Source organism: Gordonia spumicola, from assembly GCF_009932475.1.
Classification (GTDB): Bacteria; Actinomycetota; Actinomycetes; order Mycobacteriales; family Mycobacteriaceae; genus Gordonia; species Gordonia spumicola.
In genome coordinates this window covers 1,584,064-1,610,896 of record NZ_BJOV01000005.1, presented here as the reverse complement: position 1 = coordinate 1,610,896, position 26,833 = coordinate 1,584,064, and the positions used below count along the sequence as shown (strand labels likewise).

Here is a 26,833-nt window from a genome sequence, read left to right as displayed (position 1 = left end):
ATGAGAATCGACACCGGAGGGCGTGACCCGTCAGTCGGAACGTACTTCGTGCGCGGAGTGATCTTCGCGGCCGTCGCGGCGCTCGTCATCGTGCTGCTGATGATGCGGTACGAGGGCAAGTTCGACGACAACACCGAGGTGACGGCCCAGCTGACCGACGTGGGCGACGGTCTGATCAGCGGCGCGGACGTTCGATACAACGGGATGATCGTCGGCCAGGTCGACACGGTCTCGGTCGTCGGAGCCGCGGGCGATCAGCGACGCGACGTCGCGATGTTGCTCGACCCGAGCCAGGCCGAGGGCATCCCGGCGAACACGACGGCCCGCACGGTGCCGTCGAACCTGTTCGGCGTGAACTCCGTCGAATTGATCGCGCCGCAGAACCCGTCGCAGGACAGGCTGTCGTCCGGCGACGTCGTCAAGGCGGACACGTCCGAGCCGACGATCCGTCTGCAGGACGCGCAGAACGATCTGCGGACACTGCTCAAGAGCGTCCCGCCGGAGGACCTCGGCATGGTGCTCGGCACCATCGCCGACGCCCTCGACGGCGGTGGAGCCACGTTCTCCACGTTCGTCGGCGTGCTCGACCAGTACTGGAAGACGATCAACGCGCAGTTCCCCGCGGGGGCCCCGTCGGGCTTCGACAACTTCAACCGGTCGATCAACGCGCTCGCCGCGTCGACCCCGGAACTGCTCGACACGCTCGGCAAGTCGGTGAAGCCCGCCATGACCATCGCGGACAAGCAGGACGAGTTGACGGCGCTCCTCACCAATGCGCAGTCGATGCTCGACTCCACTCAGACGTTGTTCGCCAAGAACGGCGACGCGGGCAAGCGACTGGTCCGGGACTTGAACACGATGCTCGGCGCGCTCATGTACGAGCCGAACTCGCTGCCCGAGGGCCTGCGCGAGATCTACACCCTCGCCACTCGGGTGCTCGGTGTCTTCACCGGCGTCAACGGCCACGTCCAGCTGAACTTGGGCATCAACTTCAGCGCCTACGAGATGTACACGCACCAGAACTGCCCGGTGTACGACGGCGGTCCCTACGGTCAGCTCCGCGGGCCGGGCTGTGTGGGCCCCGGCACGGGAACAGGACCGACGATGTCCGGTCCGCTGGCCGTCTACCCGCCCGGAATGTCGGTGAAGAAGAAGACTGCCAAGGCCAGGGGCGTCACCACGAGCCAGGACCAGAAGACGTTGAGCAAGGCGCTCGGCCGTAAGCCGACGACCGCCGAGACGCTGATGGTCGGACCGCTCGTGTCGGTGGCGCCCGAGCAGGGAGGGGACCGGTGAGCAAGAACACCGAGAGCATCCGCAAGCCGTTGATCGGCTTCGGAGCCTTCGCGGTGGTCGCACTCCTGCTGACCTACGTCATCTGGTCGACGCTGGAGCGGTCCATCTCGGGCAGCACCACCGACTTCTCGACGACGTTCTCCGACGCGTCCGGCCTCAAATCGGGCGACGACGTCCGCATGGCAGGCGTCCGTGTCGGCCGCGTCCAAGACATCAGCCTGGAGGACGGCAAGGCGAAGGTCACGTTCGAAGTGCAGGACGACCAGAAGATCTTCGACAACACCCGGGCCGCCATCCGCTACCAGAACCTCGTCGGACTGCGGTATCTCGCGCTGAACCTCGACGGGGACAAGCCGGGAACCGAGCTGTCCAAGGGTGCGGCGCTGCATCTGCCGGGCGAGGACTCGTTCGACGTCACCCGCCTGCTCGCGGGCTTCCAGCCGGTGTTCGACACGTTGACCCCGGAACAGGTCAACTCGCTGTCGGAGAGTCTCATCCAGGCGTTCCAGGGCGACGAAGTGTCCTTGTCGCGGACGATCTCCGAGATCGGCCAGGTCGCGAGCGACATGGCCGACCGCGATCAGGTCCTCGGGGCGATCATCACCAACCTGTCGGTCGTGATGCGTGAACTCGCGTCGCAGGGCGATCAGGTCAAGACGCTGCTGTCGAGCGCGTCGACGCTGGTGGCGAACCTGAACTCGAACTCGGGTGCGTTCGGCACCGCGATCACCAAGATCGGTCAGACGGCCGCGGGCTTCGGCGACGTCCTCGCGCGCAGTCGCCCCGACCTGGAGTCGATCGGCGCCGTCGGTGTGCACGCCACGTCGAGCCTGATCAACGTCGGAGCCAAACTCGACTCGCTCGTCACCCAGCTGCCGGTGTTCCTCGGGCACTTCCCGTTCGTGATGTCGCAGGGCGCGTATCTGAACATCTACGCGTGCCAGCTCGACATCGCGATCGGCAACGTCCTGTTCCCGCCCGGTCTGATCACTCAGATCGGTGGGACCAACCATTCGAGTGTGTGCAAGTGAAGAAACGACTGAAGTCCTCGTTCAACGGCAACCGGCGCCTCTGGTGGGGCATCCTCGGGGCCATCGGCATCATCGTCGTCCTCGTCGCGACGGTCGGCATCAGCCAGGCGAACATCGGCAAGCGCACGTACACCGGCGACTTCGCCCAGGCGGGCGGCATCCGGCCGGGCGACAAGGTCCGGGTCGCGGGCATCGACGTCGGCGAGGTCACCGACACGAAGCTCGCCGGCGACCACGTCACGGTCACGATGGCCGTCGACGACGACGTCAACGTCAAGCAGGACGGGTCGGCCGAGATCAAGATGTCGACGCTCCTGGGCCAGCGGTACGTCGACGTCGAACTCGGCGACTCCGACAAGGAGCTGTCCGGCGACCGCATCACGATCACCCGCGTGCCGTACGACCTGCAGCAGACCCTTCAGCGGGGCACGCCGGTTCTCGCGGGCATCAAGGCCGACGAACTCGCCAACTCGATCCGAACGCTGAACACGCAGCTCAAGGGCGCGCCGGCCATCATGGGTCCGACGCTGGAGGCCCTCACGCGGATGTCGGACGTGATCAACAACCGCAGTTCGCAGATCGACACGCTGCTCACCGACACCCGCGCCGTCACCGAACAGGTGCAGAGCAGCCAGTTCCAGCTGTCGATCATCGTCGGCCAGGGCGCTCAGCTCGCCACCAAGATCGCGACCCGCGAACAGCTCGTCACCCGAATGCTCGACGGCATCGCGAAGCTGACCGAGCAGACGCGTGCGGTCGCGGCGGAGAACGCGGGAACGTTCGCACCGCTGATGGCGAACTTGGACACGATCTCCACGGGACTGGAGAAGAACCGTGACAATCTGCGCAAACTGCTGGAGGTCCTGCCGGTGACCGCGCGTCTGACGACAAATCTCATGGGCGACGGCCCGTACGCCAACGGCTACCTGCCGTGGGGTCTGTTCCCCGACAACTGGCTCTGCGCCGCAAGGGTGGTGGAAGGATGCTGAGTGCACCCCGTCGCGGCCTCGCCGCGATCGCCGTGGCGGCCGCCGTCGCCGTCGGAGTCAGCGGCTGTTCGTTGATGCCGACAAGCTGGACGACGGCCCTCGGGCAGGCCAAGACCGTCACCGCGTACTTCGACGACGTGGCGGGCCTCTTCGAAGGCAACGACGTCGCGGTGCTCGGCATGCCCGTCGGGCGCATCACCAACGTGGAGCCGCAGGGCACGCGGGTGAAGGTCCAGTTCACGGTGGACAACGACGTACCCGTCCCGGAGGACGTGACGGCGGCGATCGTGAACACGTCGATCGTCACGACCCGACACATCGAACTGACTCCGGCGTACACGAAAGGCCCGCAGCTCGGCGACGGCGGCACGGTCGCGAAGACGGAGTCTCCGGTCGAGATCGGAACCCTGTTCGACGCCATCGACTCGCTGGTGCGGAACCTGTCCGGAGACAAGCCGGGCACCGGACCGATCGCCGACCTGGTCGACGTGACGTCGGGCATCGCCGACGGCAACGGAGCCAAGCTGCGCGACGCGCTCAACGCCCTGTCGTCGGCCGCGAAGACCGGAGCCGACAACGGCGACGCGATCACCGACATCCTGAAGTCGATGAGCACCTTGACCTCGGCGCTCACCGACAACTACCCGAAGATGATGCGCTTCTCGTCGTCGATGACGGAGGTGTCGCGCATGCTCGGCGACCAGTCCGTCGGTCTGGTCTCGACGCTCGACGACCTCAACAGGACATTGAAGAACACCTCGGAGTTCCTCGAGGCCAACGCCGACACGATCAGCTCCTCGACGGGCCGGATGGCCGCCGTGACCGCGAACCTGTCGGACTTCTCCCGCGAGGTCGTCGACGCCATCGACACCGCACCGCTGCTGTTCCAGAACCTGTCGAACTCGATCTCGGCCGAACAGGGCGCGTGGCGCGCATCCGTGCTGCTCGACAAGTCGCTCATCGACAACGAGATGACGAACCGCCTGTGCGAGGCGATCAACATGAACAAGAAGGGCTGCCGAACCGGTCAGCTGGCCGATTTCGGCCCGGACCTCGGCATCTACTCCGGACTGTTGGGGCTGTTGCAGAAATGAACCGTTACCGGAAGGTCGCCGCGACCGCCGTCGCGCTCGTCACCACCGTCAGCCTCGCCGCATGCGGGTCGATTCCAGGCCTGACGGTGGAACAGATCCCGCTGCCCGCACCGGGCGGCATCGGCGACGCCATCACCGTCCACGCCACCTTCGACAACGCGCTCAACCTGCCCGTTCAGGCCAAGGTGCGTCTCGCGGGCACCGACGTCGGACAGGTCGACGACATCGTCGCGTCGAACTACAAGGCCGACGTCACGATGTCGGTGTCGACGGACGTCGACATCCCCGTCGGCACCGGAGCCGAACTACGCCAGGCGACGCCGCTCGGCGACGTGTTCGTCGCATTGATCCCGCCGAAGGACACGTCCAAGGGCATGGTCCGCGACGGCGGAAGCCTGACCGGCCCGACGTCGGCGGCGGCGACCGTCGAAGACCTCCTCGTCAGCATGACGGGACTGGTCGACGGCGGCTCGGTGAGCGCCTTGCAGCGGATCTTCACCGAGCTGTCGACCGCGGTCTCGGGCAACGCGCCCGAACTGCACGGAGCCATCGAAGGTTTCACCACGGCCATCGACAAGATGAACCGGAATTCGACGGAGGTCGACAACGCGTTCGCGACGACCGCGCGCCTCACGCAGCTGCTGGCCGACGGCCGGACGCAGCTGGCGGCGTCGATCAACAAGCTGCCCGGCGCGATCGACGCGATCAACGGCGACATCGACCTGATCCTGTCGACCCTGGACAAGACCAACAAGGTGACCGATGCGACCAACGACTTCCTGAAGACGGGCCGCGACGATCTGCCGGAACTGCTCGGTCACCTCGATCAGACGCTCGTCGCGCTCGACAAGTCGGCTCCGATCTTCGGTCCGCTCGCCGACGCCGTCGCGGAGCTGAACCCGAAGTGGATCAAGTCGACGCAGGGCTCGGCCGCGCTCGTGAGCGCCAAGGTGTTCTGGCTCAGCCCCGGCCTCGGCTTCGACTCGGCGTCGCGGCTGCCCGAGGGCAGCGACATCACGCAGGGCGATCACGCACTCCAGCAGACGCTGGCCCGGTTGCTCGCACGACTGGCGGGGAGGTGATCGGCGATGATGGGATGGCTTCGTGAACACAAGATCATGGTCGGCAACCTGTCGTTGGTCCTGGTCATGCTCCTCGGACTGGCGTATCTGGCCTTCGGCTCGCTGAGCTGGCGGCCCTGGCAGGGCACGTACGACGTGACTGTCCACTTCCCGCAGTCGGGCGGATTGCAGGACACGAGCAAGGTGATGCTGCGAGGCTCACAGATCGGTTCGGTCCGTTCGATCCAGGTGACGCCGAAAGACGTCGTCGTCACCATGCGGCTCGACGACGACGTCAAGATCAACAAGAACGCGAAGGTCTCGGCGCTCGGCCTGTCCGCGGCGGGCGAGCAGTACGTGAACTTCACCCCGACCACCGACGACGGCCCGTTCCTCGAGGACGGTTCGACGATCGACGTCGGCCAGACGCACGTGACGGTCGCGTTCGCCTCGATGCTGCAGTCGACGCTCGACGTCGTCAGCGAGATCGACCCGCCGAAGCTGACGGCGACGCTCAAGCAGTTGGAGATCGCCCTCAACGACCGCGGTCCCAATCAGCTCCGGTCGATCTTCCAATCGGGCGGCGTGATCTTCGCCGACCTCGCCAGGACGTTGCCCGAGACGACGCGCCTGATCCAGAACCTCGGCACGATCTTCAAGACGACGGCGAACGCCCAACCCGACCTGGAACGACTGGCCCGCGGCTTCAACACCGTCGCGTCGGCCGCCGCGGCCGCCGACGGCGAGCTCCGTGAACTCCTCGGCCAGGGGCCTGCGCAGTTCTCGTCGCTGGCCGGCTCGCTGGCGACGATCACCGATCCGCTGAGCGACATCGTCAAACAGTTCACCGACATCGCCCGCCAGGGCGCCCTCCGTGCGCCGACGATGGCGACCCTGTTCCCGTCGATCCGTGACGGCAGCATCCAGGCGCAGAAGATGTTCCACGACGGGGCATGGTGGGTGCTCGCGTCCATCTACCCGCGCCCGTCGTGCAACTACTCGATCGCCCAGACGCCGCCGACGAAGGTGCTGGAGCTGACCGTCCCGAAGAACCTGTACTGCGTGACGAACGATCCGACGCTCCAGACGCGCGGTGCGGCGAACGCCCCGCGTCCCAAGGGCGACGACACGGCCGGTCCGCCGCCGAACTACGATCCGAACGCGAGAACCGTTCCGCTGGACCGATAAGACGAAGGACCCATGAGCTCCGAATCATCTGAGAACCGCACAGTCGACGACGTCGACACCGTGAGCCCTGACAAGGCCGCGCTGGAGGCCGACGAGGCGGCAGTCGAGGCCGAGACGGTACCCGTGACGGGTGTGGCGGCCAAGGCTCGGGCCAAGGCGGAGGCGCAGGAGAAGGCCGCGGCCGCCGACAAGCAGTTGACCGTGTCGGTGCGGACGTTGAAGAAGATCGCGGCGGGCCTCGTCGGTGTCGCGGTCATCGCGGCGCTCGCCTTCGGCGGGTGGTCGCTGTACACGGCCAAGCGCGACCTCGCGGCGTTCGACGACTCGAAGTCGGCGGCGTCGAGTTTCGTGACGAAGTACTTCACCGTGCTCTTCAGCGAGAACCAGTCGGCGACCGCTCTGAAGGACGCCGTGCTGCCGTTGACGACCGGCGCGTTCCACGACCGGGTCGAGAAGGACTCGCAGGACGCCGTCAAGTTCGCGCAGGAGACGAAGGTCGCGAACTTCACGTCGACCGTGACGTCGGCGTCGGTGAAGTCGTTCGACAGTGACCAGGCGGTCGTGGTGATCGCGGTGGAGCTCAAGGGCACGAGCGCCACGGCCCCGACCGGCGGAACCAACCTGGCGCTGGTCCAGCTGACCGTCGACAACGTCGACGGCGACTGGCTGGTTTCCAACTTCGACATCGTCCCCGGCATGCCGACCGCGTCGACCCCCGACCAGACGACGACACCGGCTCCGGCTCCGTCCACCCAGCCCGCGGGCTGAGCGGTCGGGCCACTAGAGCAGTTCGAGGAGCGCGTAGGGCGCGTCCCCGAGGATCTCCGCCGACGTCACGCGGCCCTCGTGATCGCGGCCGGTGACGGCGTCGCGCCACAGACCGGGCGGGAGCGGCACCACGGCGTCTTCGCGGGCAGCGTGTGTGCGGAAGGTGTGCGCCAGACGCACCGCCACGACGACCGCCCTCGCCTCGCCGTCGACGTCTCGCGAGAACGCGATGACGTGCGTCGAGTTGGCGCCCTTGGTGCGGATGTCGGTGTAGCCGCCGCGGGAGCCGAACGCCTCGGGTGAGCGGCGTCGGACGGCGAGGGCGGTGCGGACGGCGTCGAGCTTCGGATGGTCGGTCGGCTGGGTGTACCGGACCGGTCGGCGATTGTCCGGGTCGGTCAGGGAGTCGGTCCACCACTGGGTGCCCTGGTAGAGGTCGCCGACGCCCGGCAGGGTGAGCGACAGGACCTTGCGGGCGATCGCCTCGTCGTGGCCGGCATCGGCGATCACGTCGACGAACGCTCCGATGAGGTCGGCGGGCAGGCCGACGTAGAGGGTCTCGAGCCAGTCGATGATCGACGACTCGGCGGCCTCGTCGACCGTGGACCACGACGAGATCCGTCCCGCTTCGCGCATCACCTTGCGCGCGTACCCCGCGAGTCGTTCCCGCAGTTCGTCGTCGGGCGCCGACCCCTGCGGCCAGACGCCGATCACGTTCTGCAGCAGGAAGTACGCGGTCCGGTCGTCGGGCGGCGGCACCACGCCCCACAGGGTCAGGACGAGCACCGACCACCGCTGCGGGGTCTGCGCGATCACCGCGATGCGTGCGCGGACGTCCTCGCTCCGTTTGGTGTCGTGCGTCGACAGGGCGTTGAGGGACCGCGGCCAGTGCGCGTCGCGGTCGGCGAACATCGTGTGGAACTCGGTCCGGTTCACCGACGGCACGGCAGGCGTGCAGCCGAGTTCGTTCGTCGACACGAGCCGACTCGTGCGGTGATACCCGATGTCCTCGAAGGCCTTGGCCGTCACGGCGACGATGGCCTCGCTCAGCCGTGCGATCGCCTCCGGCGCTCGGTCGCGGTGGACGAAGGCGTCGGCCACGACGTCCAACGCGCCGGACATCGACGGGTTGTCCGCACGCAGCCGGCCGATGGCGGCGACGACGTCGTCGACGAGTGCCGGATAGTCGGGTCTGGCGAGCCTGTCGTCGCAGATGAAGGTCGTCACGGCCTGCTGCAGGTTGTGGACGGGAACGTCCGGTGCGGCGGCCGCGAAGAGCTCGGTGGTGCGCCGGACGCGGTCGGAGAACAGATCGATGAGCGTCACGTGCCGCAGGTCGTTCGCCCGCGCGGTCAGTTCGTCTCCGTCGCCGCTGACGCCGGTGATCCGCTGATACGTCTCGGACAGCTCGATGGTTCCGGACGCCGCGGTGTAGGCGCCTTCGATGACGCGAAGGGCGTCGTAGCCGGTGGTGCCGTCGACGACGAGCGCGGGGTCGAGTCGTTCGCCGACCGAGAGGCCCTTCTCGACGTACAGGAGACGCTCGCCGATCACCGCCCTGAGCCTGCGGCAGTAGCCGATGGGATCGGTCAGTCCGTCCAGGTGGTCCACGCGAACGCCGTCGACGAGGTCGTCGGCGACGAGGTCGGCGAGCCAGGCGTGCGTCGCGTCGAAGACGTCGTCGGCCTCCTGGCGGAGTGCGGCGAGATCATTCACCGCGAGGAACCGCCGATAGCCGATCTGCATGCTGGTGAACGGGACGAGTCGGTACCGCTGGCGGCCGAGGACGACGGCCGGGTCGTCGCCTGCGTGCGAGGTTCCCTCCGCGGTGGACAGCACCCGCTCGTGCAGGACGAGGTTGCCGTCGTCGTCGAGCCGCAGCGACGACAGGTCACCGTCGGCGTCGAGCCACGGCAGGCACAGCGCGCCGTCGCCGAAATGGAGATCGAGGTCGAAGTAGTGGGCGTAGGCGGAGTCGGCGCCGTTGCGGAGGACATCGGCCCACCACGGGTTGTGGCGGGCGTCGGCCACTCCGACGTGATTGGGCACGATGTCGAGGATGATCCCGATGCCGACGGCCCTGGCGTGCGCACGCAGCAGCCGGTAGCCGTCGAGTCCGCCGAGTCCGGTCGACACGCGGCACGGCGGACTCCAGTCGTAGCCGTGGGTGGAACCGGGCATCGCTTCGAGGATCGGCGACAGGTAGAGGTGGCTGACGCCGAGATCGACGAGATGGTCGAGAATGCCGACGACCTCGGCGAACGCGAAATCGGGCGTCAGCTGCACGCGATATGTCGCTACCGGTTCCACGGGCCGATGTTACCGGTCCGAGCGGCCGTTCTCCCGACGATGGCGTCGGGCAGTTCAGTCGGGCGGCGGGTTCGCTCCGGCGGCGGCTCCCGCGACGATCACCGACAAGCCGGACGCGAACTCGGCGTCGAAGTCGCGTCCGGACGGTTCGATGACGCCGAGGCGTTCCATCTGGGTGCGGGTCTGTTCTTCGATGGTGAGCCCGATGGTCAGCTGACACACCGCGGTCGCCACTCCGGCCGACGTTTCCGGCCCGAGTCCGCCGCGGGCGGCGACGTCGACGACGACGTTCACCGTGTCGCGGGCGGCCAGTCCGGACGCCCATGCGGACGACACGATCTCGGCGCTGTCGGGGACCGACAGGAGCGCCTGTCGCATGGCGATCGCGACCGCCCGGATCCGGTCGGGGAGATCGCCCGCGGCCGGGGCCGCCACGGTCGAGAGGATGTCGTCGGCGAGTGCGGCCAACATCGACTGCTTGTTGGGGAAGTGCCAGTACAACGCGTTGGGGCGCACCCCGAGGTCGGTCGCGAGGCGGCGCATCGTCAGGTCGGCGAGGCTGTGCTCGGCGAGAATGGCGCGCGCTGCGGCGAGGACGTCGGCCCGGGTGTTGCTCACGAGAGCAACAATAGCGGCCCTGTACGACGTACAGGAAGTCCTGTACGGTGTTCAGGACCAGCGGGTCCCCGTGTGGCCGGATCGACAAGAGAGGAGGCGACGTGCGCCCCGACACGATCGCTCGGATCGACGCCGATCACGTGTGGCACCCGTACGGCGGTTTCCCGTCGACCACGCGACCCCGCATCGTCGACTCCGCGTCCGGCGTCCACCTCCGGTTCGCTGACGGGTCCGAAGCGATCGACGGGATGAGCTCGTGGTGGGCCGCGATTCACGGCTACCGCCACCCGGTGCTCGACACGGCCGCAGCCGACCAGCTGGGGCGCATGTCGCACGTCATGTTCGGCGGCCTGACGCACGAACCGGCGGCGCGGCTCGCCGAGCGTCTCGTCCGGATGACGCCGGACGCGCTGCGGAAGGTGTTCTTCGCCGACTCCGGATCTGTGTCGGTCGAGGTCGCCGTCAAGATGGCGATCCAGTACCAGCGCGGGCGGCGACTGCCCGGCCGCACCAAGATCCTCACCTGGCGCGGCGGCTATCACGGCGACACGTTCGCGCCGATGAGCGTCTGCGACCCGGACGGCGGCATGCACGCGATGTGGCGTGGCGTACTCGCCGAGCAGATCTTCGTGCCCGCGCCGCCCGTCCGGTACGACTCCGCGTACGTCGCCGCCCTCGACCGCGCCCTCGACGCGCATCGCGAGTCGGTCGCCGCCGTCATCATCGAGCCGGTGGTGCAGGGGGCCGGCGGCATGCGCTTCCACGACCCGCGGCTCGTCGCGGCCCTCCGAGAACTGTGCGACGTCCACGACGTCCTGCTCATCTGCGACGAGATCGCCACCGGGTTCGGCCGCACGGGCGAGCTGTTCGCGGTCGACCACGCGGGCGTGACACCCGACATCATGTGTGTCGGCAAGGCGTTGACCGGTGGATACATGACCCTCGCCGCGACGCTCACCACCGACGAAATCGCCGACGTGATCAGTCGTGGGGAAGCGGGCGGTCTCGCCCACGGGCCGACGTTCATGGCGAATCCGCTGGCGTGCGCGGTCGCCTGCGCATCGCTCGAGGTGCTCGCCGACTCCGGCTGGCGCACCCGGATCCCGCAGATCCAGGACCGGTTGACGGCCGGTCTCGCCGGACTCCGCGGCGTCGACGGCGTCGTGGACGTCCGCACGCTCGGGGCGATCGGCGTGGTCGAACTGGACCGGCCGGTCGACATGGTCGCGGCCACCGACGCCGCGCTCGACGCGGGCGTCTGGCTGCGGCCGTTCCGGAACCTGATCTACACGATGCCGCCGTTCATCACCGGCGACGCCCAGCTCCAGACGCTCACCGACGGCGTCGCCGCCGCCGTGCACGCCTGCGCTCTCGTTCGAGAGGACCTTCCCGCATGACCGCCGCATGGCTCTCCGATGTCGCCGACCGCACCGCCGCCGCCGGGCTGCACCGCGCGCCGATCGCCAGGCGGTCGGGCGCGACCGAGGTGAACCTCGCATCGAACGACTACCTCGGCCTCTCGACCCATCCGGACGTGATCGCGGGCGCGCACGCCGCGATCGACGAGTGGGGGACGGGCTCGACGTCGTCGCGGCTGGTCGTCGGGACCGTGCAGGCGCACATCGACTTCGAGGACGACGTCGCGCGATTCCTCGGAACCGACGCGGCGTTGATGTTCTCGTCCGGGTACCTGGCGAACGTCGGCGCCGTGACCGCTCTCGCGGGACGCGGCGATCTCATCGTCAGTGACACCGGCGCGCACGCGTCGTTGATCGACGGGTGCCGACTGTCGCGGGCGCGCGTGGTCGTCGTCGATCGCGGTGACCACGAGGCGGTGCGCCGAGCGCTCGCCGAACGGAACGAAGAACGGGCGCTCGTCGTCACCGATTCAGTGTACAGCATCGACGGCAGGCTCGCACCGCTGCGCGAGTTGTACGCCGCGACGCGGGCCACCGGTGCGACGCTGCTCGTCGACGAGGCGCATGCGATCGGCGTGCGGGGACCCGGCGGTCGGGGACTGGTCGCCGAGTGCGGACTGTCCGGAGCGCCGGACCTGGTGGTGACCGGCGTGTGTTCCAAGTCGCTCGGAGCGCAGGGCGGTCTCGTCGCCGGTTCGACGCTGCTGCGCGCGCACCTCATCGATCACGCGCGGACGTTCATCTTCGACACGGGCGTGAACCCCGCGGCGGTCGGGGCCGCACATGCGGCGCTCCGGGTGCTCGTCGCCGATCCGGGCCTGCCCGATCGACTGCTCGCCAACGCCAGACGCGTCGCGGCCGCGATCGGGGCCGACGAACCGGACTCCGCGGTGGTGTCGCTGATCGTCGGCGATCCGGTCGCGGCCGTCGCGGCGGCTCAGGAGTGTCGCGACCGGGGCGTGCTCGTCGGCTGCTTCCGGCCGCCGTCGGTGCCCGACGGCACGTCGCGACTCCGGTTGACGATGCGAGCCGACATCGACGACGCGACGATCGACACCGTCGCGGCCGTGGTGCGCGACGCACTCGCGGGCGCCAGGATCGGTGCGGCGTGACCGCCCGCATCGTCGTCGTCACCGGCACCGGGACGGATGTCGGGAAGACGATCGCCGTCGCCGCGCTGACCGCGGCCGCGAAGGCGAACGGACTGCGTGTCGGCGTCTGCAAGCCCGCGCAGACCGGGGTCGCGCCGGGTGAGCCCGGCGACCTCGCCGTCGTCACCGCACTGGCCGGCGACGTCCCGACGCGTGAGGCGGCCCGCTATCGCGAGCCGCTCGCACCCGAGACCGCGGCGCGCCGCGGTGGACTGCCGTTCGTGACGATCGACGACGTGCGAGCGGCCGTCACCGATCTGGCCGCCGAGTGCGATCTGGTGATCGTTGAAGGAGCGGGCGGCGTCCTCGTCCGGTTCGCGCCCGATCTCACGCTCCTCGACCTCGCCCGCGACCTCGACGCGCGCCTGCTCGTCGTCACCGATCCTGGCCTCGGCACCCTCAATCACACCGAACTCACGGTCCGGGAGATCCGCCGAGCGGGCCTCGACGTCGACGGCCTGATCCTCGGTTCATGGCCCGCAGCACCCGACCTCGCGATGACTTGCAATCGCGACGACCTGCACCGACTCACGGGTGTGCCGATCGTCGCGGTGCTTCCCGCGGGCTCCGGGTCGCTCGCGCCCGCAGACTTCCAGAACTCCGCACCCGCCTGGGTGCACAGCCCCATCGTCAACCCGATCGCACAGCCAGGAGCCCACAAGTGACGACCACGCAGACCCAGACCGACCGGCCCGATCCCGCCACCGACGACATCCTCGCGGTCGCCCGCGAGCAGGTGCTCGCCGAGGGAGTCGGCCTCGACCGAGACCAGGTCCTGCGCGTGCTGCAGCTGCCCGAGGACCGTCTCACCGAACTCCTCGCGCTCGCTCACGACGTGCGCATGCGCTGGTGCGGACCCGAGGTCGAGGTCGAGGGCATCATCTCCCTCAAGACCGGCGGCTGCCCCGAGGACTGCCATTTCTGCAGCCAGTCGGGTCTGTTCGCGTCGCCCGTCCGCAGCGCGTGGATCGACATCCCGTCGCTCGTCGAGGCCGCCAAGCAGACCGCGAAGACCGGAGCCACCGAGTTCTGCATCGTCGCGGCCGTCCGCGGCCCGGACAAGCGACTGATGACACAGGTGGCGGCGGGCATCGAGGCGATCCGCAACGAAGTCGACATCCAGATCGCGTGCAGCCTCGGCATGCTCACCCAGGAGCAGGTCGACGAGCTCGCCGCGATGGGCGTCCACCGCTACAACCACAACCTGGAGACGGCGCGCAGCCACTTCCCGAACGTCGTCACCACCCACACGTGGGAGGAGCGGTGGGGAACCCTGCGCATGGTCCGCGACGCGGGCATGGAGGTGTGCTGCGGCGGCATCCTCGGCATGGGCGAGACGCTCGAGCAGCGCGCCGAGTTCGCGGCCGACCTCGCGTCGCTTGAGCCCGACGAGGTTCCGCTGAACTTCCTCAATCCGCGGCCCGGAACCCCGTTCGGCGACCTCGACGTGCTGCCCGCGTCCGAGGCGCTCGCCGCCGTCGCCGCGTTCCGACTAGCGCTCCCGCGCACCATCCTGCGGTTCGCGGGCGGTCGCGAGATCACCCTCGGCGACCTCGGAGCGCAGCAGGGCATCCTCGGCGGCATCAACGCCGTCATCGTCGGCAACTACCTCACGACCCTCGGCCGCCCGGCCGAGAGCGACCTTGACCTCCTGTCCGATCTGTCGATGCCCATCAAGGCGCTCAATGACACGATCTGACCCGTCGGAGGCGACGTGTAGCGTCGTGGGGACACGTCCGCCGATAGGGGAGATCATGACGATGGTTCCGACACCGCTCGCCGAGCCGCTCAAGTTCGGGATCTTCACCGGAGTCGAGTTGGAGCTGCAGGCAGACGACGCGGTGCCTGCCTCCGCGCGCATGGGCCTCGAGCCGCCGCGCTACTGCGGGCAGTGCGGCCGTCGGATGATCGTGCAGGTCCGACCCGACGGATGGGACGCACGCTGCTCGCGGCACGGATCGGTCGACTCGGCGGAGCTCGGTCGCCGATGACCCTCGCCGCGCCCGCTCGCCCCGCGACGGCGGGCTACCGCACCCCGGTGTTGTTCGCCGTCGTCGTCCTCGCACTGTCGGTGCTGGTGGGCGGGTTGTGGGCGTGGCTCGCGCCGCACATCCCGGTCGTCGTGCTCACGAACGGCGACGTCGGGTTCGCCGACGAGTCCGCGTCGCGGAACCTGTTCGGCGGTGTCGCGGTGTTCGCGCTGCTCTCGTTCGGACTCGGCGTGGTCCTCGGGCTGGCGGGCTGGTTCGGTCTGCCGCAGATGCGCGGGGTCCCCGGACTGCTGCTCACCACCGGCACGTCGATCGTCGCGTCCGGACTGTCGATGGACCTCGCAGGCCGGATCGCGAGGGCGACGCGGCCGATGTTCGACGAGTCGACTCCGGGGCACTACGAGACGATCTCCCGACTCTGGTTCTCCTCGGCGTCGACACCGTCGTGGCTGCTGCTGATCTGCGCACCGACAGCGGCGGTGATCGTCTACCTGGTGTGCGTCCTGACGGCGAAGAGCCCCGGTCTGCGCCCCGGGTCAGAGCGGGGGACGGAGGGTGGCGAACTCGTCGGTCACCCGCAGCCGGTTGTCGGCGAAGGCGTAGAGGCTGGGTGGCCTGCCACCGGTGCGGCCCGTTCGGCCGACGGTCCCGGTGGCGACGACGACGCCGCGCCGCGACAGGATCCTCAGCAGGTTGGTCGCGTCGACGGGGTAGCCGAGGGCGGCTCCGTAGATCTCGGCAAGCTCTGACATCGAGAACGTCCCCGGCGCCAGCGCGAACGCGATGTTGGTGTACGACAGCTTGCCCGCGAGTCGCTGACGAGCGAGATCGACGATGTCGCCGTGGTCGTAGGCGAGCGGGGGCGGCGCGTCGACGTCGAACCACGCCGCGGACTCGGTGGCCGGGTCGGCCGGGATGTCCCGCGGCACGAGGCCGAGGAACGTCGACGCGATCGTCCTCGTCCGGGGAACGCGGTCGGGCTCGGACAGCATCGACAACTGCTCAAGGTGCGCGACCCTCGTAAGCCCGGCCTGCTCGCTCAGGTGACGTTGCGCCGACCTCGGAAGCGTGTCCGTGTCGCCGATGCGTCCGCCGGGCAGCCGCCACGCCTCGTCGGGCGACGGCCGACTCAACAGCACGTGCAGGGTGTGACCGCTCTCGGCGCACTCCCGCACCTGGAACACGGCGGTCAGGACCTCGACGTCCACGGAGCTCGGCATGCGAGCAGTCTATTGCGCGTGCACGGCGACGACGTCGTCGCGGGAGGTCCGATGCGTCATCAACGCCGAGACCAGGACGAAGCTCAGGCTGACGAGCAGAATCCACGAACTGAACTTGCCCAGGTGGACCATCCGCCACACACCCTCCTGGTCGGGATACTCCCACGCTCCGAAGTACGTCGCGATGTTCTCCGCGACCCACAGGAAGAAGCCGATCAGCACGAAGGAGACCGGGAGCGGCATCCAGTACCGGTGTCCGCCGACGGTGAACCACACCTTCATCCGGGCCGTGGCGACGGCGAACGCGGCCAGGATCAGCACTCGCAGGTCTGGGATCCAATGATGTGTGTAGAAATTCGCATACGCGAGGACCGCCAGTGTGCCCACCACCGATATCCGGTACCGCGTCACGGTGAGGTCGAACCGACGGAACGCCTGACAGATGTACGAGCCGACGGCCGCATACATGAATCCGGCGTACAGGGGGACACCCGCGACCACCAACACGCCCGGTTCGGGGTACGTCCACGATCCGGCCGCCACCTTGAAGCATTCGAGGGCGAGCCCGACGATGTGGAACATGCAGATCACGACGAGCTCGCGCCGCGTCTCCAGTCCCGTCGCGACGAAGACGATCTGGAGGGCCACGACATAGACGAAGAGGGCGTCGTACCTGCCGATCGGAGCGTCCCAGTATCCGCGCAGGAGCGTCGACAGTGCGATGCCCGCGACGACTGCGACAGCGAAATAGCAGCACTGCACTTGAATCCAGGTGAAGCGCAGCATCTGCGCGGCGAATGGGGTGATCGCCGACTGCACCCCCATGCACACCTCTCCTCGTGTCGTCGTCAGCCCCTACCCGCGACGATAGAGGACACCGGGAGCGAATCGGTCATCCGACGGACGCCCGGAGTTCGGCCGTGGAGCCGGTGTACGTGACGGGTGTTACCATGACGAGCAAGGTTATCGATCGTCAGTCGGAAACCTGTTCCGGGGGCTCAGCCCGCCGCCCGGAGACGCATGAGATGGAGTCGTCATGACCTCAGGAACTGTCATCACCCGGACCGAGACCGATCTCGGCATGCCCGACCCGCGGCACGGCATCCCCGCCGCATACGGGGGAGTCGAGCCCGACGCCGCGTGGGCCGAGGAGGTCAAGCGGCTCGCGTCGGAACGCAACGCGACGATCCTCGCCCACAACTATCAGCTGCCCGCGATCCAGGACATCGCCGACCACGTCGGCGACTCGCTCGCACTCTCGCGGATCGCGGCGGAGGTCGACGCCGACGAGATCATCTTCTGCGGCGTGCACTTCATGGCGGAGACCGCGAAGATCCTGAGCCCGCGCAAGCGCGTTCTCATCCCGGATGAGCGGGCGGGGTGCTCGCTGGCGGATTCGATCACCGCAGACGACCTGCGCGCGTGGAAGGCCGACTACCCCGACGCACTCGTCGTGTCGTATGTGAACACGACCGCCGAGGTGAAGGGGCTCACCGACATCTGCTGCACGTCGTCCAACGCGGTCGACGTCGTCGCGTCGATCGATCCCGACCGCGAGGTGCTGTTCCTCCCGGATCAGTTCCTCGGCGCGCACGTCAAGCGTGAGACCGGCCGCGACAACATCCACATCTGGGCGGGCGAGTGCCATGTCCACGCGGGCATCAACGGCGACGAGCTCACCGACCAGGTCGACTCGCACCCCGACGCGGCCTTGTTCATCCACCCGGAATGCGGTTGCGCGACGTCGGCCCTGTACCTCGCAGGCGAGGGCACGGTTCCCGCGGACCGCGTCCAGATCCTGTCGACGGGCGGCATGATCGACGCCGCGAAGGCCACCGCGTCCAAGCAGGTGCTCGTCGCCACCGAGGTCGGCATGCTCCATCAGCTGCGCAAGGCGGCCCCCGAGGTGGACTTCCAGGCCGTCAACTCCCGTGCGGCGTGCCCGTACATGAAGATGATCACCCCGGCGGCGCTCCTGCGCTGCCTGCGCGAGGGCAAGGACGAGGTGCACGTGGCGCCCGACGTCGCGGAGCGCGCGCGTGCATCCGTGCAGCGGATGATCGAGATCGGCAACCCGGGTGGCGGCGAATGAGCTCGTTCATCGGCGACGAGTCGGCGTCCGATGCGTTGACCCTGGACATCGATGACGATGTTCTCGCCCTGATCCGCACCGCGCTCATCGAGGACCTGAGGTACGGGCCGGACATCACCTCGCTCGCGACGGTCCCCGCCGACGCGGTCGCCGAGGCGAGAATCGTGTCGCGGCAGTCCGGCGTCGTCGCCGGACTGCCGGTGGTCCGCGCCGTGTTCGACGAGGTGATCGGCGCCGACAGGTACACCGTCACCGAGCAGCTCGACGACGGTGCCCGTGTGGAGAAGGGGACCGTCGCGCTGGCCGTCACCGCGCCCACCGGCGCACTTCTCACGGCCGAGCGCACGGCACTGAACCTGCTGTGCCATCTGTCGGGCATCGCGACGGCGACCGCCGCCTGGGTCGACGAGGTCGCGGGGACCGGCGCGAAGATCCGCGACTCGCGCAAGACCCTCCCCGGCATGCGTTCGCTCCAGAAGTACGCGGTCCGTGCGGGCGGCGGTGTAAATCACCGCATGGGACTCGGCGACGCCGCGCTCATCAAGGACAACCACGTCGTCGCCGCGGGCGGCGTCACCGAGGCGTTGAACGCCGTCCGCGCCGCCGCGCCGGACATCCCCGTCGAGGTCGAGGTCGACTCGCTCGATCAGCTCGACGAGGTGCTCGCCTTGTCGCCGCAGCTCGTGCTGCTCGACAACTTCGAGCCGTGGGCCACGCAGATGGCGGTCCAGCGGCGCGACAGCCGCGCACCCGACACGAAGCTCGAATCGTCGGGTGGTCTCACCTTGGACGCGGCCCGGGACTACGCGAAGACGGGCGTCGACTACCTCGCCGTCGGCGCACTCACCCACTCGGTCACCGTCCTGGACTTCGGTCTGGACATGTGACGTGGCGTATCCGTACGACCACCGCGAGGGTGCGGGTCGGGTCCGGTCACGCGCCTATGGGCTCGGACTCCTTGCACTGGTCCTGGCCGCGATGGCGGTGTACGTGGCGTCGAACTACCTCTTCGCCGATTCGATCGTGGATCCCGGATCCACCGGCAGTGTGAAGTGCGCGGCGGTGGTCGATTCACCGTCGAATCCGGCGTTTCAGGCGGAGTTAAGGGGTTCAGGCACTGATCGCGCGGCGATCTGCGCGCAGCAGCGGATTCATCGCCTGACGGTCGGTGCCGGTTGGGTCGTGGTCGCGACCGTGCTCGGAGGCGCCGGTGTGTGCTTGATGCGTCGCGGCGACTCCGCAACGTAGGCACTCGCCGCCGCGCCAGGCGCGGCCGCGAGTGCCGAAGTTGTCAGCGGTAGTCGATGACGATGCGGCCGTCGATGCCGCCGGCTTCCATGCGGGCGAAGACGTCGTTGATGTCACCGAGCGCAACGGTGCTGACTGTCGGCTTGACGAGTCCGCGCGCGTAGAAGTCGATGGCCTCGACCATGTCCTGGCGGGTGCCGACGATCGATCCGCGGATCGTGAGTCCCTTGAGGACGATGTCGAAGATCGGTGCGGGGAACTCCCCGGGCGGCAGACCCACGAACACGATGGTGCCGCCCCGACGGGCCATGCCGATCGCCTGACCGAATGCTTCGCGGTGTACTGCGGTGACGAGGACGCCGTGCGCTCCGCCCGTCGCCTCGACGATCGCCGCGGCGACGTCGTCCGTGGTCGTCGCGTTGACAGTCACCTCCGCGCCGAGGGACCGGGCGAGCTCGAGCTTGTCGTCGGCGACGTCGACGGCCGCGACGCGCATGCCCATCGCGGTCGCGTACTGGACGGCGACGTGACCGAGTCCGCCGACACCGGAGATCACCATCCATTGGCCTGCCCGCGTGTCGGCGACCTTGAGACCCTTGTACACGGTGACGCCCGCGCACAGGATCGGCGCTACTTCGACGAGGTCGAGTCCGGCCGGGATCCGCGCGGCGAATCGGGCGTCGACAAGCATGTACGTGCCGAACGAGCCGTTCACCGAGTACCCGCCGTTCTGCTGCTGCTCGCACAGCGTCTCCCATCCGGTGCGGCAGTACTCGCAGGTCCCGCACGCCGACCACAGCCAAGCGTTGCCGACGATGTCGCCGACCGCGACGTCGTCGACGCCCGGCCCCACCGCGACCACTTCGCCGCAGCCCTCGTGGCCGGGAACGAACGGGGGCGACGGTTTCACCGGCCAGTCGCCGTGCGCCGCGTGCAGGTCGGTGTGGCAGACGCCGGACGTGAGGAGCTTGACGAGGAGTTGACCAGGGCCCGGCTCGGGGACGGCGACGTCGGAGATCTTCAGGGGCGCACCGAACTCGGTGACGACGGCGGCGGTGGCTGTCCTGTCGGACATGGCGGGGGTCCTTTTCGACGGCATGTGGTGTTTCCAGCCTGTCACCTGGTACTCGCTGCGACACCGCTTTCCGGCGATGTCAGGTCGAAGGTCACGACGGGTCGGGGTCATTCTCACCGGGCTGATGCAGGTGTCGGCCGGACAGGAACGCAGAGCCCGGCATGGCGAGGTGATCGGACGCCAGCCCGCGCTCCTCGGCGGTGTCGCGTGTGACGTCGTCAAGGTAGACGCGAACGTTCTGGGCGAGTGGTTCGTGGAGTCCGTGAAGGCCCGCGATGGACTCGTGCCACGAGGCGTCATCGCCATGGGGGACGACGGTGAAGTCGGGCCAATTCTGTGCGAACGCGCCGGTGACGGACGTCTGATCTTTGGTTGTCCACCAGTCGGCACGCAGTCGGTCGGCGTCGATGAGCATGCCGAACTCGGGGTAGCTCCAGTCCTCGTCGGGTTCTTCGAGTGGATCGTCCGTCCAACCGATTCCCCATGCGTGCGGGTGGGGGAGGCCTCGTCGCGAGTCGGCGATGTCGAGCGCGGCTCGAAGTACGACGGATCCCGAGGCTCGGGAGAGTTCGTCGACCTCGACGGTCGTCTGCCAGGTCACCACCGTCCCCATCGCACGGACGCTGAGGATCGAAACCGTCTCGTGGATGAAGTCGGGAGCGATGGCGGCCTGGATCGATCTGTCGGTCATCGCGGGTCGACAGGGCCAGGCCCGTTCGAGGCCGGCATAGGTGATCATGTCGTCGACGCCCTCGGGGCACCAGTACACCGACCACCCGGGGTTCGCCGCGTGGATCAGGCGGGTCACCACCCGTGGCGCGAGGAGTGTGATGTGGGCCCACAGGATCACTCGATTGTCGTTGTCGACGAGAGCCGCTCCGCATTCGCTCTCCCACTGGAGGGATTCGAGGAGTCCCTGTGGGGGATCGTCGAGCGACTCGAAGATATCGTTGGTGAAGCGGAGGTCGGTCTTGCCGTGGACAAGGGTAGGAACATAGATGAACTGGCCTGCACGGGATACCGACACGCTGCGGCGGCCGTCACGGATGTCGATGGCGATCGCGTAGTGGGACATACAGCACAGTGTGGCCTGGGCCTACGACAATCGTCGGTGCCGTGACCATGCAGTCGGCATTATCGTGGGGTGACTCCGACAGTTCTCGCCGCACCGTTGGCCGACCTCGACCCTGTGACGCTGTACGGCATCCTCCGATTGCGCGTCGACGTGTTCGTCGTCGAGCAGGAGTGCGCGTACCCGGAGCTCGACGGCCGCGACGCGGAGCCCGCGACGCTTCATTACTGGTGCGTCGACGAATCCGGAACCCCGATCGCGACGGCGAGGCTGCTCACGGACGAATTCGAACTCCGCATCGGCAGAGTGTGCGTCCACGGCGATCACCGCGGTGAGGGTGTGACGCGGGTGCTGTTGGATCGGATCGTCGCGGACATCGGTGACCGAACCAGCGTCCTCGACGCTCAGGCGCACCTGGAGCAGATGTACGCCCGGTGGGGGTACACCGCCTACGGGCCGGAGTTCGTAGAGGACGGGATCCCGCACATCCCTATGCGCCGCTGAGAGTCTTTGGTGGCATCGCGCAGCGTGGATGCGGTTCTCGACGTGCTTGTTCGCGCTATACTTGTATAGCGCGAAGGAGGTGACTGCAATGAGCATTCAGGTGAACGCACGTCTCGACGATGAGACCAACGACCGGCTGGAGATGCTCGCCCGCCGGACTGGCCGGACGAAGTCGTTCTACGCGAAGGAGTTCATCGAGCGTGGGCTCAACGATCTCGAAGATCATTTCCTCCTGAAGGATGCGCTCGACGAGTTCTACACCTCGGACGATGAAGGTACCCCGCATGATGCCGTCGACTGGGACAACCTCGGGCATGACTGAGTACCGCATCGTCTACACGCGGAAGGCGCTGAAGTCCATCGCCAAGCTCGATCGAGGGACTGTGCAACGGATTCGACGGTTCTTCGAAGAGACACTCGATCGCACGAACCCCCGGTCGCTGGGAACGCCGCTCGTCAATCGCGACGAGTGGCGGTATCGAGTGGGGGACTATCGGATCCTGTGCACAATCGATGACGGCGAACTCACGGTCCTGGTCGTGACGCTCGCACATCGCCGCGAGGTGTACCGGTAGTCGGTCGCCGAGTGCGTCACACCCGGCATGGGCGGTCACAAACGGTTTGCGGCGACCGCATATCCTGGTGGAAGCCCAAATCCCCCGCCCGAAAGTGGAGAAGCCATGCTCGCCCGAACCGACCTGCGGGGCGCCGCCCTGACGCGGAGCACCCTGCGTCGAGCGCTGCCCCGTGGCGGAACCGATGTCAACGCCGTGATGCACGTCGTCACCCCCGTCGTCGAAGCGGTCGCCGAGCATGGAGCGCACGCCGCTCTCGACTACACCGAGCAGTTCGACAAGGTCCGTCCCGCGACGGTCCGCGTCCCCGCCGACGTGATCGCCCAGGCGCGTGCGTCGATGGACGCCGACGTGACCGCGGCCCTCGAAGAGTCGATCCGACGGGCCCGCCTCGTGCACGCCGACCAGCGGCGCACCACGTCGGTCACGCAAGTCGTGCCCGGCGGGACCGTCGCCGAGAAGTGGATCCCCGTCGCCCGCGTCGGCCTCTACGTGCCCGGCGGAAACGCCGTGTACCCGTCGAGCGTCGTGATGAACGTCGTCCCGGCGCAGGAAGCAGGGGTGCGGTCGCTCGTCGTCGCCTCGCCCGCGCAGGCCGACTTCGGCGGCTGGCCGCACCCGACGATCCTCGCCGCGTGCTCGCTGCTCGGTGTCGACGAAGTATGGGCCGTCGGCGGCGCACAGGGTGTCGCGCTCCTCGCCTACGGCGGGGCCGACACCGACGGCGGAATCCTCGACCCGGTCGACCTGATCACCGGACCCGGCAACATCTACGTGACCGCGGCCAAGCGGCTCGTCCGCGGCGTCGTCGGCATCGACTCCGAGGCGGGGCCCACGGAGATCGCGATTCTCGCGGACGACTCCGCCGACCCGGCGATCGTCGCCTCCGACATGGTCAGCCAGGCCGAGCACGACGTCCTCGCCGCATCGGTGCTGGTCACCGACAGCGTCGAGTTCGCCGACGCGGTCGACGCGGCCGTCGAACAGGCCGCGAACGCCACCAAGCACTCCGAACGGGTGAAGGAAGCCCTCGCGGGCAAGCAGTCCGGCATCGTCCTCGTCGACGACCTCGACGCCGGTGTGGCCGTCGTCGACGCCTACGCGGCGGAGCACCTGGAGATCCAGACGTGTGACGCCGCCGCGGTCGCCGAGCGCATCACCAGCGCGGGCGCGATCTTCGTCGGCACGTACTCGCCGGTGAGCCTCGGCGACTACTGCGCGGGCTCCAACCACGTGCTCCCGACCACCGGGTCGGCGAAGTACGCGTCGGGCCTGTCGGTGCAGACGTTCCTGCGCGGCGTCCACGTGATCGACTACGACCGCGACGCGCTCGCGGGCGTCGCCGACCACGTCGTCACCCTCGCCAACGCCGAAGACCTCCCCGCGCACGGCGAGGCCGTCACGGCGAGATTCGGCCCGCTCGCTCCGCTCCCGGCGCCGACGAGATTCGCGCGATGAGCGTCGGCGACAAGTTCTCGCTGGCCGATCTGCCCCTGCGCGACAACCTCCGCGGCAAGTCCGCGTATGGAGCCCCGCAGCTGAAGGTGCCGGTGGTGCTCAACACCAACGAGAACCCGCACCCGCCCACCCAGGCCCTCGTCGACGACGTCGCGAAGGCCGTCGGGTCGGCGGCCGAAGACCTGCACCGGTACCCGGACCGCGACGCGGTCGACCTGCGCACCGACCTCGCCGCCTACCTGGCGGGCGCGACCGGAGCGCCGCTGACGGTCGACAACCTGTGGGCCGCCAACGGCTCCAACGAGGTGCTGCAGCAGATCCTGCAGGCGTTCGGCGGCCCCGGCCGCAGCGCGCTCGGCTTCGTCCCGTCGTACTCGATGCACCCGATCATCTCCGACGGCACCCAGACCTCGTGGATCCCCGCGCACCGAGCCGACGACTTCGGCCTCGATGTGGACGCCGCGGTCGCCGCGATCACCGAACACCGGCCCGACGTCGTCTTCGTGACGTCCCCGAACAACCCGACCGGTGCGAGCGTCCCGATCGACGAGATCACCGAGATCCTGCGGGTCGCGCCCGGAATCGTGATCGTGGACGAGGCGTACGGCGAGTTCTCGTCGCAGGTCAGTGCGGTCACCCTGCTCGACGAGTTCGGCGACAAGCTGATCGTGTCGCGGACCATGAGCAAGGCGTTCGCGTTCGCGGGCGGCCGGCTCGGCTACCTCGCCGCGGCGCCTGCCATGATCGAGGCGATCCTGCTGGTGCGGCTGCCGTACCACCTGTCGGTCCTCACCCAGGCCGCCGCACGCGCCGCGCTGCGGCACAGTGCGGAGACCCTCGGCAGCGTCGCGACCCTGATCGCCGAGCGCGAGCGGGTCGTCGCCGCGCTCGAGGAGATGGGCTACGACGTCGTGCCGTCCGACGCCAACTTCGTCCTCTTCGGCGAGTTCGCCGACGCCCCCGCCACCTGGCGGCGGTACCTCGACGACGGCGTCCTGATCAGGGACGTCGGGATTCCGGGTCGGTTGCGTGCGACGATTGGACTGGCAGCCGAGAACGACGTCTTCCTGACGGTCAGCGAGAAGCTGGCCGCCACCGACCGAAAGCAGTGAGCGTGACTTCAGCACCGCAGGCCCGCATCGCACGCGTCGAGCGGACCACCCGCGAGTCGTCCATCGTCGTCGAGATCAACCTCGACGGCACCGGCGTCACCGACATCGACACCGGCGTCCCGTTCTTCGACCACATGCTGACCGCGTTCGGCGCGCACGGCAGTTTCGATCTGACGGTGCACGCCAAGGGCGACATCGACATCGAAGCGCACCACACAGTCGAGGACACGTCGATCGTGCTGGGCACCGCGATCGGTCAGGCGCTCGGCGACAAGAAGGGCATCCGCCGCTTCGGCGACTCGTGGATCCCGATGGACGAGACTCTCGCTCAGGCGATCGTCGACGTCTCGGGCAGGCCGTACTGCGTCCACTCCGGCGAGCCCGAGCACATGCTCACCGCCACCATCGGCGGCTACTCGGGCGGCGACCGTCCGGTGGTCTCGTACTCGACGGTGATCAACCGGCACGTGTTCGAATCGATCGCGCTCAACGCGCGGATCGCGCTGCACGTGCGCGTCTTGTACGGCCGCGACCAGCATCACATCACCGAGGCCGAGTTCAAGGCGGTCGCCCGTGCGCTCCGCGAAGCCGTGGAACCGGACCCGCGCGTCACCGGCGTCCCGTCGACGAAGGGCAGCCTGTGAGCGGACCCAAGAAGGTAGCGCTCCTGGACTACGGCTCCGGCAACCTCCGGTCGGCGCAGCGTGCGCTGGAGCGGGCGGGCGCCGACGTCGAGATCACCGCCGACTTCCAGACCGCGCTGGACGCGGACGGCCTGCTGGTGCCGGGCGTGGGCGCGTACGCGGCGTGCATGGAGGGCCTGCTGGCCGTGCAAGGCGAGCGCATCATCGGACGCCGCCTCGCCGGCGGCCGCCCGGTACTCGGCATCTGTGTCGGCATGCAGATCCTGTTCTCGCGCGGCGTCGAGTTCGGTGTCGACACCGCGGGCTGCGACGAGTGGCCGGGTTCGGTGACCCGCCTGCAGGCCGACGTCCTGCCGCACATGGGCTGGAACACGGTGCGGGCGCCGGAGGGCTCCACGCTGTTCGCCGGGATCGACGACGACGCGCGCTACTACTTCGTCCACTCCTACGGGGTGCAGGAGTGGGAGATGGACTCGGACGGGTCGAGCATCGCGCCACCGCTGTTGACCTGGGCCGATCATGGCGGGCCGTTCTTGGCCGCCGTCGAGAACGGGCCGCTGTCGGCGACTCAGTTCCACCCGGAGAAGTCCGGCGACGTCGGGGCGCACTTGCTCACCAACTGGATCGGGAGCCTGTAGATGGCCGCGAAGAAGGCGTCCGCCGCCGACGACTACTCCTACGGCAAGTCGGTGGCCTACGCCCTCGGCGCCGGGGTGGGCGTGCTGGTGGTCGCGGTGGTGATCATCCTGCTGGTCGCGCAGGCGTCGGCGGTGGCTGCGTTGATCGTCGCGATCGTCGCCGTGTTCGTGATGGTCGCGGTGATCGCACTGGTGTCCAAGCGCATGCTGGCCGGAGTCCAGCGAGAGATCGACGAGCGCCGCGCTGCGGCGGACGATGAATAGAGCGGGAGAGAAGACC

29 protein-coding genes and 1 pseudogene are annotated in these 26,833 nt (G+C 68.5%); 24 read left to right on the top strand and 6 right to left on the bottom strand.

The window, feature by feature from the left end:
• Genes GYB83_RS18725 through GYB83_RS18695 form a run of 7 tightly spaced genes read left to right on the top strand, consistent with a single transcriptional unit; the run spans position 1 to position 7,427 of the window.
• Complete coding sequence (locus GYB83_RS18725; protein WP_161896841.1) at positions 1-1,296, top strand: MCE family protein; 1,296 nt, start codon at positions 1-3, stop codon at positions 1,294-1,296.
• Positions 1,293-2,327: an MCE family protein gene (locus GYB83_RS18720; RefSeq protein ID WP_161896840.1), complete on the top strand. Its 1,035-nt coding sequence runs from the start codon at positions 1,293-1,295 to the stop codon at positions 2,325-2,327. Before GYB83_RS18725 ends, GYB83_RS18720 begins: the two co-directional genes overlap by 4 nt.
• Positions 2,324-3,316: an MCE family protein gene (locus GYB83_RS18715; RefSeq protein WP_186349811.1), complete on the top strand. Its 993-nt coding sequence runs from the start codon at positions 2,324-2,326 to the stop codon at positions 3,314-3,316. The genes GYB83_RS18720 and GYB83_RS18715 overlap by 4 nt, the downstream gene beginning before the upstream one ends.
• Positions 3,310-4,410, top strand: coding sequence for an MCE family protein (locus GYB83_RS18710; RefSeq protein WP_161896839.1), 1,101 nt, complete (start codon positions 3,310-3,312; stop codon positions 4,408-4,410). Before GYB83_RS18715 ends, GYB83_RS18710 begins: the two co-directional genes overlap by 7 nt.
• Complete coding sequence (locus tag GYB83_RS18705; RefSeq protein ID WP_161896838.1) at positions 4,407-5,492, top strand: MCE family protein; 1,086 nt, start codon at positions 4,407-4,409, stop codon at positions 5,490-5,492. The genes GYB83_RS18710 and GYB83_RS18705 overlap by 4 nt, the downstream gene beginning before the upstream one ends.
• A 6-nt stretch (positions 5,493-5,498) precedes the next feature.
• Positions 5,499-6,659, top strand: coding sequence for an MCE family protein (locus GYB83_RS18700; RefSeq protein ID WP_161896837.1), 1,161 nt, complete (start codon positions 5,499-5,501; stop codon positions 6,657-6,659).
• Positions 6,660-6,671: 12 nt separating this feature from the next.
• Positions 6,672-7,427 carry a hypothetical protein gene (locus tag GYB83_RS18695; RefSeq protein ID WP_161896836.1) on the top strand — a complete coding sequence of 252 codons (756 nt, stop codon included), beginning with the start codon at positions 6,672-6,674 and terminating at the stop codon, positions 7,425-7,427.
• Between the two features lie 12 nt (positions 7,428-7,439).
• Here GYB83_RS18695 and treY read toward each other — a convergent pair whose 3' ends face one another.
• Together treY and GYB83_RS18685 are read right to left on the bottom strand one after the other, a co-directional pair.
• Positions 7,440-9,737: a malto-oligosyltrehalose synthase gene (gene treY, locus GYB83_RS18690; protein ID WP_161896835.1), complete on the bottom strand. Its 2,298-nt coding sequence runs from the start codon at positions 9,735-9,737 to the stop codon at positions 7,440-7,442.
• Positions 9,738-9,791: 54 nt separating this feature from the next.
• Entirely contained in the window at positions 9,792-10,355 is a 564-nt protein-coding gene (locus tag GYB83_RS18685) for a TetR family transcriptional regulator (RefSeq protein ID WP_161896834.1), read from the bottom strand.
• A gap of 101 nt (positions 10,356-10,456) precedes the next feature.
• Here GYB83_RS18685 and GYB83_RS18680 point away from each other — a divergent pair, with 101 nt between their 5' ends.
• From GYB83_RS18680 to GYB83_RS23715, 6 genes and pseudogenes are all read left to right on the top strand, one after another.
• A complete protein-coding gene (locus GYB83_RS18680) occupies positions 10,457-11,752 on the top strand; it encodes an adenosylmethionine--8-amino-7-oxononanoate transaminase (RefSeq protein ID WP_161896833.1) in 1,296 nt (431 codons plus the stop codon).
• A complete protein-coding gene (locus GYB83_RS18675) occupies positions 11,749-12,885 on the top strand; it encodes an 8-amino-7-oxononanoate synthase (protein ID WP_161896832.1) in 1,137 nt (378 codons plus the stop codon). The genes GYB83_RS18680 and GYB83_RS18675 overlap by 4 nt, the downstream gene beginning before the upstream one ends.
• Complete coding sequence (gene bioD / locus GYB83_RS18670; protein ID WP_161896831.1) at positions 12,882-13,589, top strand: dethiobiotin synthase; 708 nt, start codon at positions 12,882-12,884, stop codon at positions 13,587-13,589. The genes GYB83_RS18675 and bioD overlap by 4 nt, the downstream gene beginning before the upstream one ends.
• Positions 13,586-14,623: a biotin synthase BioB gene (bioB, locus tag GYB83_RS18665; RefSeq protein WP_161896830.1), complete on the top strand. Its 1,038-nt coding sequence runs from the start codon at positions 13,586-13,588 to the stop codon at positions 14,621-14,623. The genes bioD and bioB overlap by 4 nt, the downstream gene beginning before the upstream one ends.
• Positions 14,624-14,684: 61 nt before the next feature.
• On the top strand, positions 14,685-14,915 hold the full coding sequence (gene bsaP, locus GYB83_RS18660) for a biotin synthase auxiliary protein BsaP (protein WP_371865343.1): 231 nt from the start codon (positions 14,685-14,687) through the stop codon (positions 14,913-14,915).
• Positions 14,855-15,418, top strand: a pseudogene (locus GYB83_RS23715) (DUF2567 domain-containing protein); the annotation flags it as partial. The gene bsaP and the pseudogene GYB83_RS23715, both read left to right, overlap by 61 nt.
• Before the next feature lie 33 nt (positions 15,419-15,451).
• On the opposite strand, the gene GYB83_RS18650 reads toward GYB83_RS23715, so the two are convergent.
• Positions 15,452-16,135, bottom strand: a complete 684-nt coding sequence (locus GYB83_RS18650) for an NUDIX hydrolase (RefSeq protein WP_161896828.1) — start codon at positions 16,133-16,135, stop codon at positions 15,452-15,454.
• 9 nt (positions 16,136-16,144) lie between these two features.
• Positions 16,145-16,960 (bottom strand): DUF817 domain-containing protein, encoded by an 816-nt coding sequence (locus GYB83_RS18645; protein WP_161896827.1) that lies wholly within the window; start codon positions 16,958-16,960, stop codon positions 16,145-16,147.
• 256 nt (positions 16,961-17,216) lie between these two features.
• On the opposite strand from GYB83_RS18645, the gene nadA reads away from it, so the two are divergent.
• The 3 genes from nadA (at position 17,217) to GYB83_RS18630 (ending at position 19,475) form a co-directional block, all read left to right on the top strand.
• Positions 17,217-18,227, top strand: a complete 1,011-nt coding sequence (nadA, locus tag GYB83_RS18640; protein WP_228461765.1) for a quinolinate synthase NadA — start codon at positions 17,217-17,219, stop codon at positions 18,225-18,227.
• Positions 18,224-19,114, top strand: a complete 891-nt coding sequence (gene nadC / locus GYB83_RS18635; RefSeq protein WP_161896825.1) for a carboxylating nicotinate-nucleotide diphosphorylase — start codon at positions 18,224-18,226, stop codon at positions 19,112-19,114. The genes nadA and nadC overlap by 4 nt, the downstream gene beginning before the upstream one ends.
• Before the next feature lie 103 nt (positions 19,115-19,217).
• Positions 19,218-19,475: a hypothetical protein gene (locus GYB83_RS18630; RefSeq protein ID WP_161896824.1), complete on the top strand. Its 258-nt coding sequence runs from the start codon at positions 19,218-19,220 to the stop codon at positions 19,473-19,475.
• A gap of 43 nt (positions 19,476-19,518) precedes the next feature.
• Here the strand turns inward: GYB83_RS18630 and adhP are convergent, their stop codons facing one another.
• Together adhP and GYB83_RS18620 are read right to left on the bottom strand one after the other, a co-directional pair.
• Positions 19,519-20,550 carry an alcohol dehydrogenase AdhP gene (gene adhP / locus GYB83_RS18625; RefSeq protein ID WP_186349810.1) on the bottom strand — a complete coding sequence of 344 codons (1,032 nt, stop codon included), beginning with the start codon at positions 20,548-20,550 and terminating at the stop codon, positions 19,519-19,521.
• Between the two features lie 91 nt (positions 20,551-20,641).
• Positions 20,642-21,625: a hypothetical protein gene (locus GYB83_RS18620; RefSeq protein ID WP_161896822.1), complete on the bottom strand. Its 984-nt coding sequence runs from the start codon at positions 21,623-21,625 to the stop codon at positions 20,642-20,644.
• Between the two features lie 69 nt (positions 21,626-21,694).
• On the opposite strand from GYB83_RS18620, the gene GYB83_RS18615 reads away from it, so the two are divergent.
• From GYB83_RS18615 to GYB83_RS18580, 8 genes are all read left to right on the top strand, one after another.
• Positions 21,695-22,126 (top strand): GNAT family N-acetyltransferase, encoded by a 432-nt coding sequence (locus tag GYB83_RS18615; protein ID WP_161896821.1) that lies wholly within the window; start codon positions 21,695-21,697, stop codon positions 22,124-22,126.
• Positions 22,127-22,214: 88 nt separating this feature from the next.
• On the top strand, positions 22,215-22,448 hold the full coding sequence (gene relB, locus GYB83_RS18610; protein ID WP_228461612.1) for a type II toxin-antitoxin system RelB family antitoxin: 234 nt from the start codon (positions 22,215-22,217) through the stop codon (positions 22,446-22,448).
• Positions 22,441-22,701 carry a type II toxin-antitoxin system RelE family toxin gene (locus tag GYB83_RS18605; protein ID WP_161896819.1) on the top strand — a complete coding sequence of 87 codons (261 nt, stop codon included), beginning with the start codon at positions 22,441-22,443 and terminating at the stop codon, positions 22,699-22,701. The genes relB and GYB83_RS18605 overlap by 8 nt, the downstream gene beginning before the upstream one ends.
• 105 nt (positions 22,702-22,806) lie before the next feature.
• Positions 22,807-24,159 (top strand): histidinol dehydrogenase, encoded by a 1,353-nt coding sequence (gene hisD, locus GYB83_RS18600; RefSeq protein ID WP_161896818.1) that lies wholly within the window; start codon positions 22,807-22,809, stop codon positions 24,157-24,159.
• Positions 24,156-25,271 (top strand): histidinol-phosphate transaminase, encoded by a 1,116-nt coding sequence (locus tag GYB83_RS18595; protein ID WP_161896817.1) that lies wholly within the window; start codon positions 24,156-24,158, stop codon positions 25,269-25,271. The genes hisD and GYB83_RS18595 overlap by 4 nt, the downstream gene beginning before the upstream one ends.
• A 2-nt stretch (positions 25,272-25,273) precedes the next feature.
• Positions 25,274-25,915, top strand: coding sequence for an imidazoleglycerol-phosphate dehydratase HisB (gene hisB, locus GYB83_RS18590; RefSeq protein WP_161896816.1), 642 nt, complete (start codon positions 25,274-25,276; stop codon positions 25,913-25,915).
• The gene (gene hisH, locus GYB83_RS18585; protein ID WP_161896815.1) at positions 25,912-26,553 is read left to right on the top strand and encodes an imidazole glycerol phosphate synthase subunit HisH; all 642 of its coding nucleotides are present in this window, start codon (positions 25,912-25,914) and stop codon (positions 26,551-26,553) included. Before hisB ends, hisH begins: the two co-directional genes overlap by 4 nt.
• Entirely contained in the window at positions 26,554-26,817 is a 264-nt protein-coding gene (locus tag GYB83_RS18580) for a hypothetical protein (RefSeq protein ID WP_161896814.1), read from the top strand. It begins immediately after the preceding gene.
• Positions 26,818-26,833 lie beyond the last annotated feature (16 nt).

Coding starts and splice junctions, on each gene's coding strand:
- GYB83_RS18725 (WP_161896841.1), top strand. CDS start 1: ATGAGAATCGACACCGGAGGGCGTGACCCGTCAGTCGGAACGTACTTC.
- GYB83_RS18710 (WP_161896839.1), top strand. CDS start 3,310: ATGCTGAGTGCACCCCGTCGCGGCCTCGCCGCGATCGCCGTGGCGGCC.
- GYB83_RS18705 (WP_161896838.1), top strand. CDS start 4,407: ATGAACCGTTACCGGAAGGTCGCCGCGACCGCCGTCGCGCTCGTCACC.
- GYB83_RS18700 (WP_161896837.1), top strand. CDS start 5,499: ATGATGGGATGGCTTCGTGAACACAAGATCATGGTCGGCAACCTGTCG.
- GYB83_RS18695 (WP_161896836.1), top strand. CDS start 6,672: ATGAGCTCCGAATCATCTGAGAACCGCACAGTCGACGACGTCGACACC.
- GYB83_RS18675 (WP_161896832.1), top strand. CDS start 11,749: ATGACCGCCGCATGGCTCTCCGATGTCGCCGACCGCACCGCCGCCGCC.
- bsaP (WP_371865343.1), top strand. CDS start 14,685: ATGGTTCCGACACCGCTCGCCGAGCCGCTCAAGTTCGGGATCTTCACC.
- GYB83_RS18650 (WP_161896828.1), bottom strand. CDS start 16,135: ATGCCGAGCTCCGTGGACGTCGAGGTCCTGACCGCCGTGTTCCAGGTG.
- GYB83_RS18645 (WP_161896827.1), bottom strand. CDS start 16,960: ATGGGGGTGCAGTCGGCGATCACCCCATTCGCCGCGCAGATGCTGCGC.
- nadA (WP_228461765.1), top strand. CDS start 17,217: ATGCCCGACCCGCGGCACGGCATCCCCGCCGCATACGGGGGAGTCGAG.
- nadC (WP_161896825.1), top strand. CDS start 18,224: ATGAGCTCGTTCATCGGCGACGAGTCGGCGTCCGATGCGTTGACCCTG.
- adhP (WP_186349810.1), bottom strand. CDS start 20,550: ATGTCCGACAGGACAGCCACCGCCGCCGTCGTCACCGAGTTCGGTGCG.
- GYB83_RS18620 (WP_161896822.1), bottom strand. CDS start 21,625: ATGTCCCACTACGCGATCGCCATCGACATCCGTGACGGCCGCCGCAGC.
- relB (WP_228461612.1), top strand. CDS start 22,215: ATGAGCATTCAGGTGAACGCACGTCTCGACGATGAGACCAACGACCGG.
- GYB83_RS18605 (WP_161896819.1), top strand. CDS start 22,441: ATGACTGAGTACCGCATCGTCTACACGCGGAAGGCGCTGAAGTCCATC.
- hisD (WP_161896818.1), top strand. CDS start 22,807: ATGCTCGCCCGAACCGACCTGCGGGGCGCCGCCCTGACGCGGAGCACC.
- GYB83_RS18595 (WP_161896817.1), top strand. CDS start 24,156: ATGAGCGTCGGCGACAAGTTCTCGCTGGCCGATCTGCCCCTGCGCGAC.
- GYB83_RS18580 (WP_161896814.1), top strand. CDS start 26,554: ATGGCCGCGAAGAAGGCGTCCGCCGCCGACGACTACTCCTACGGCAAG.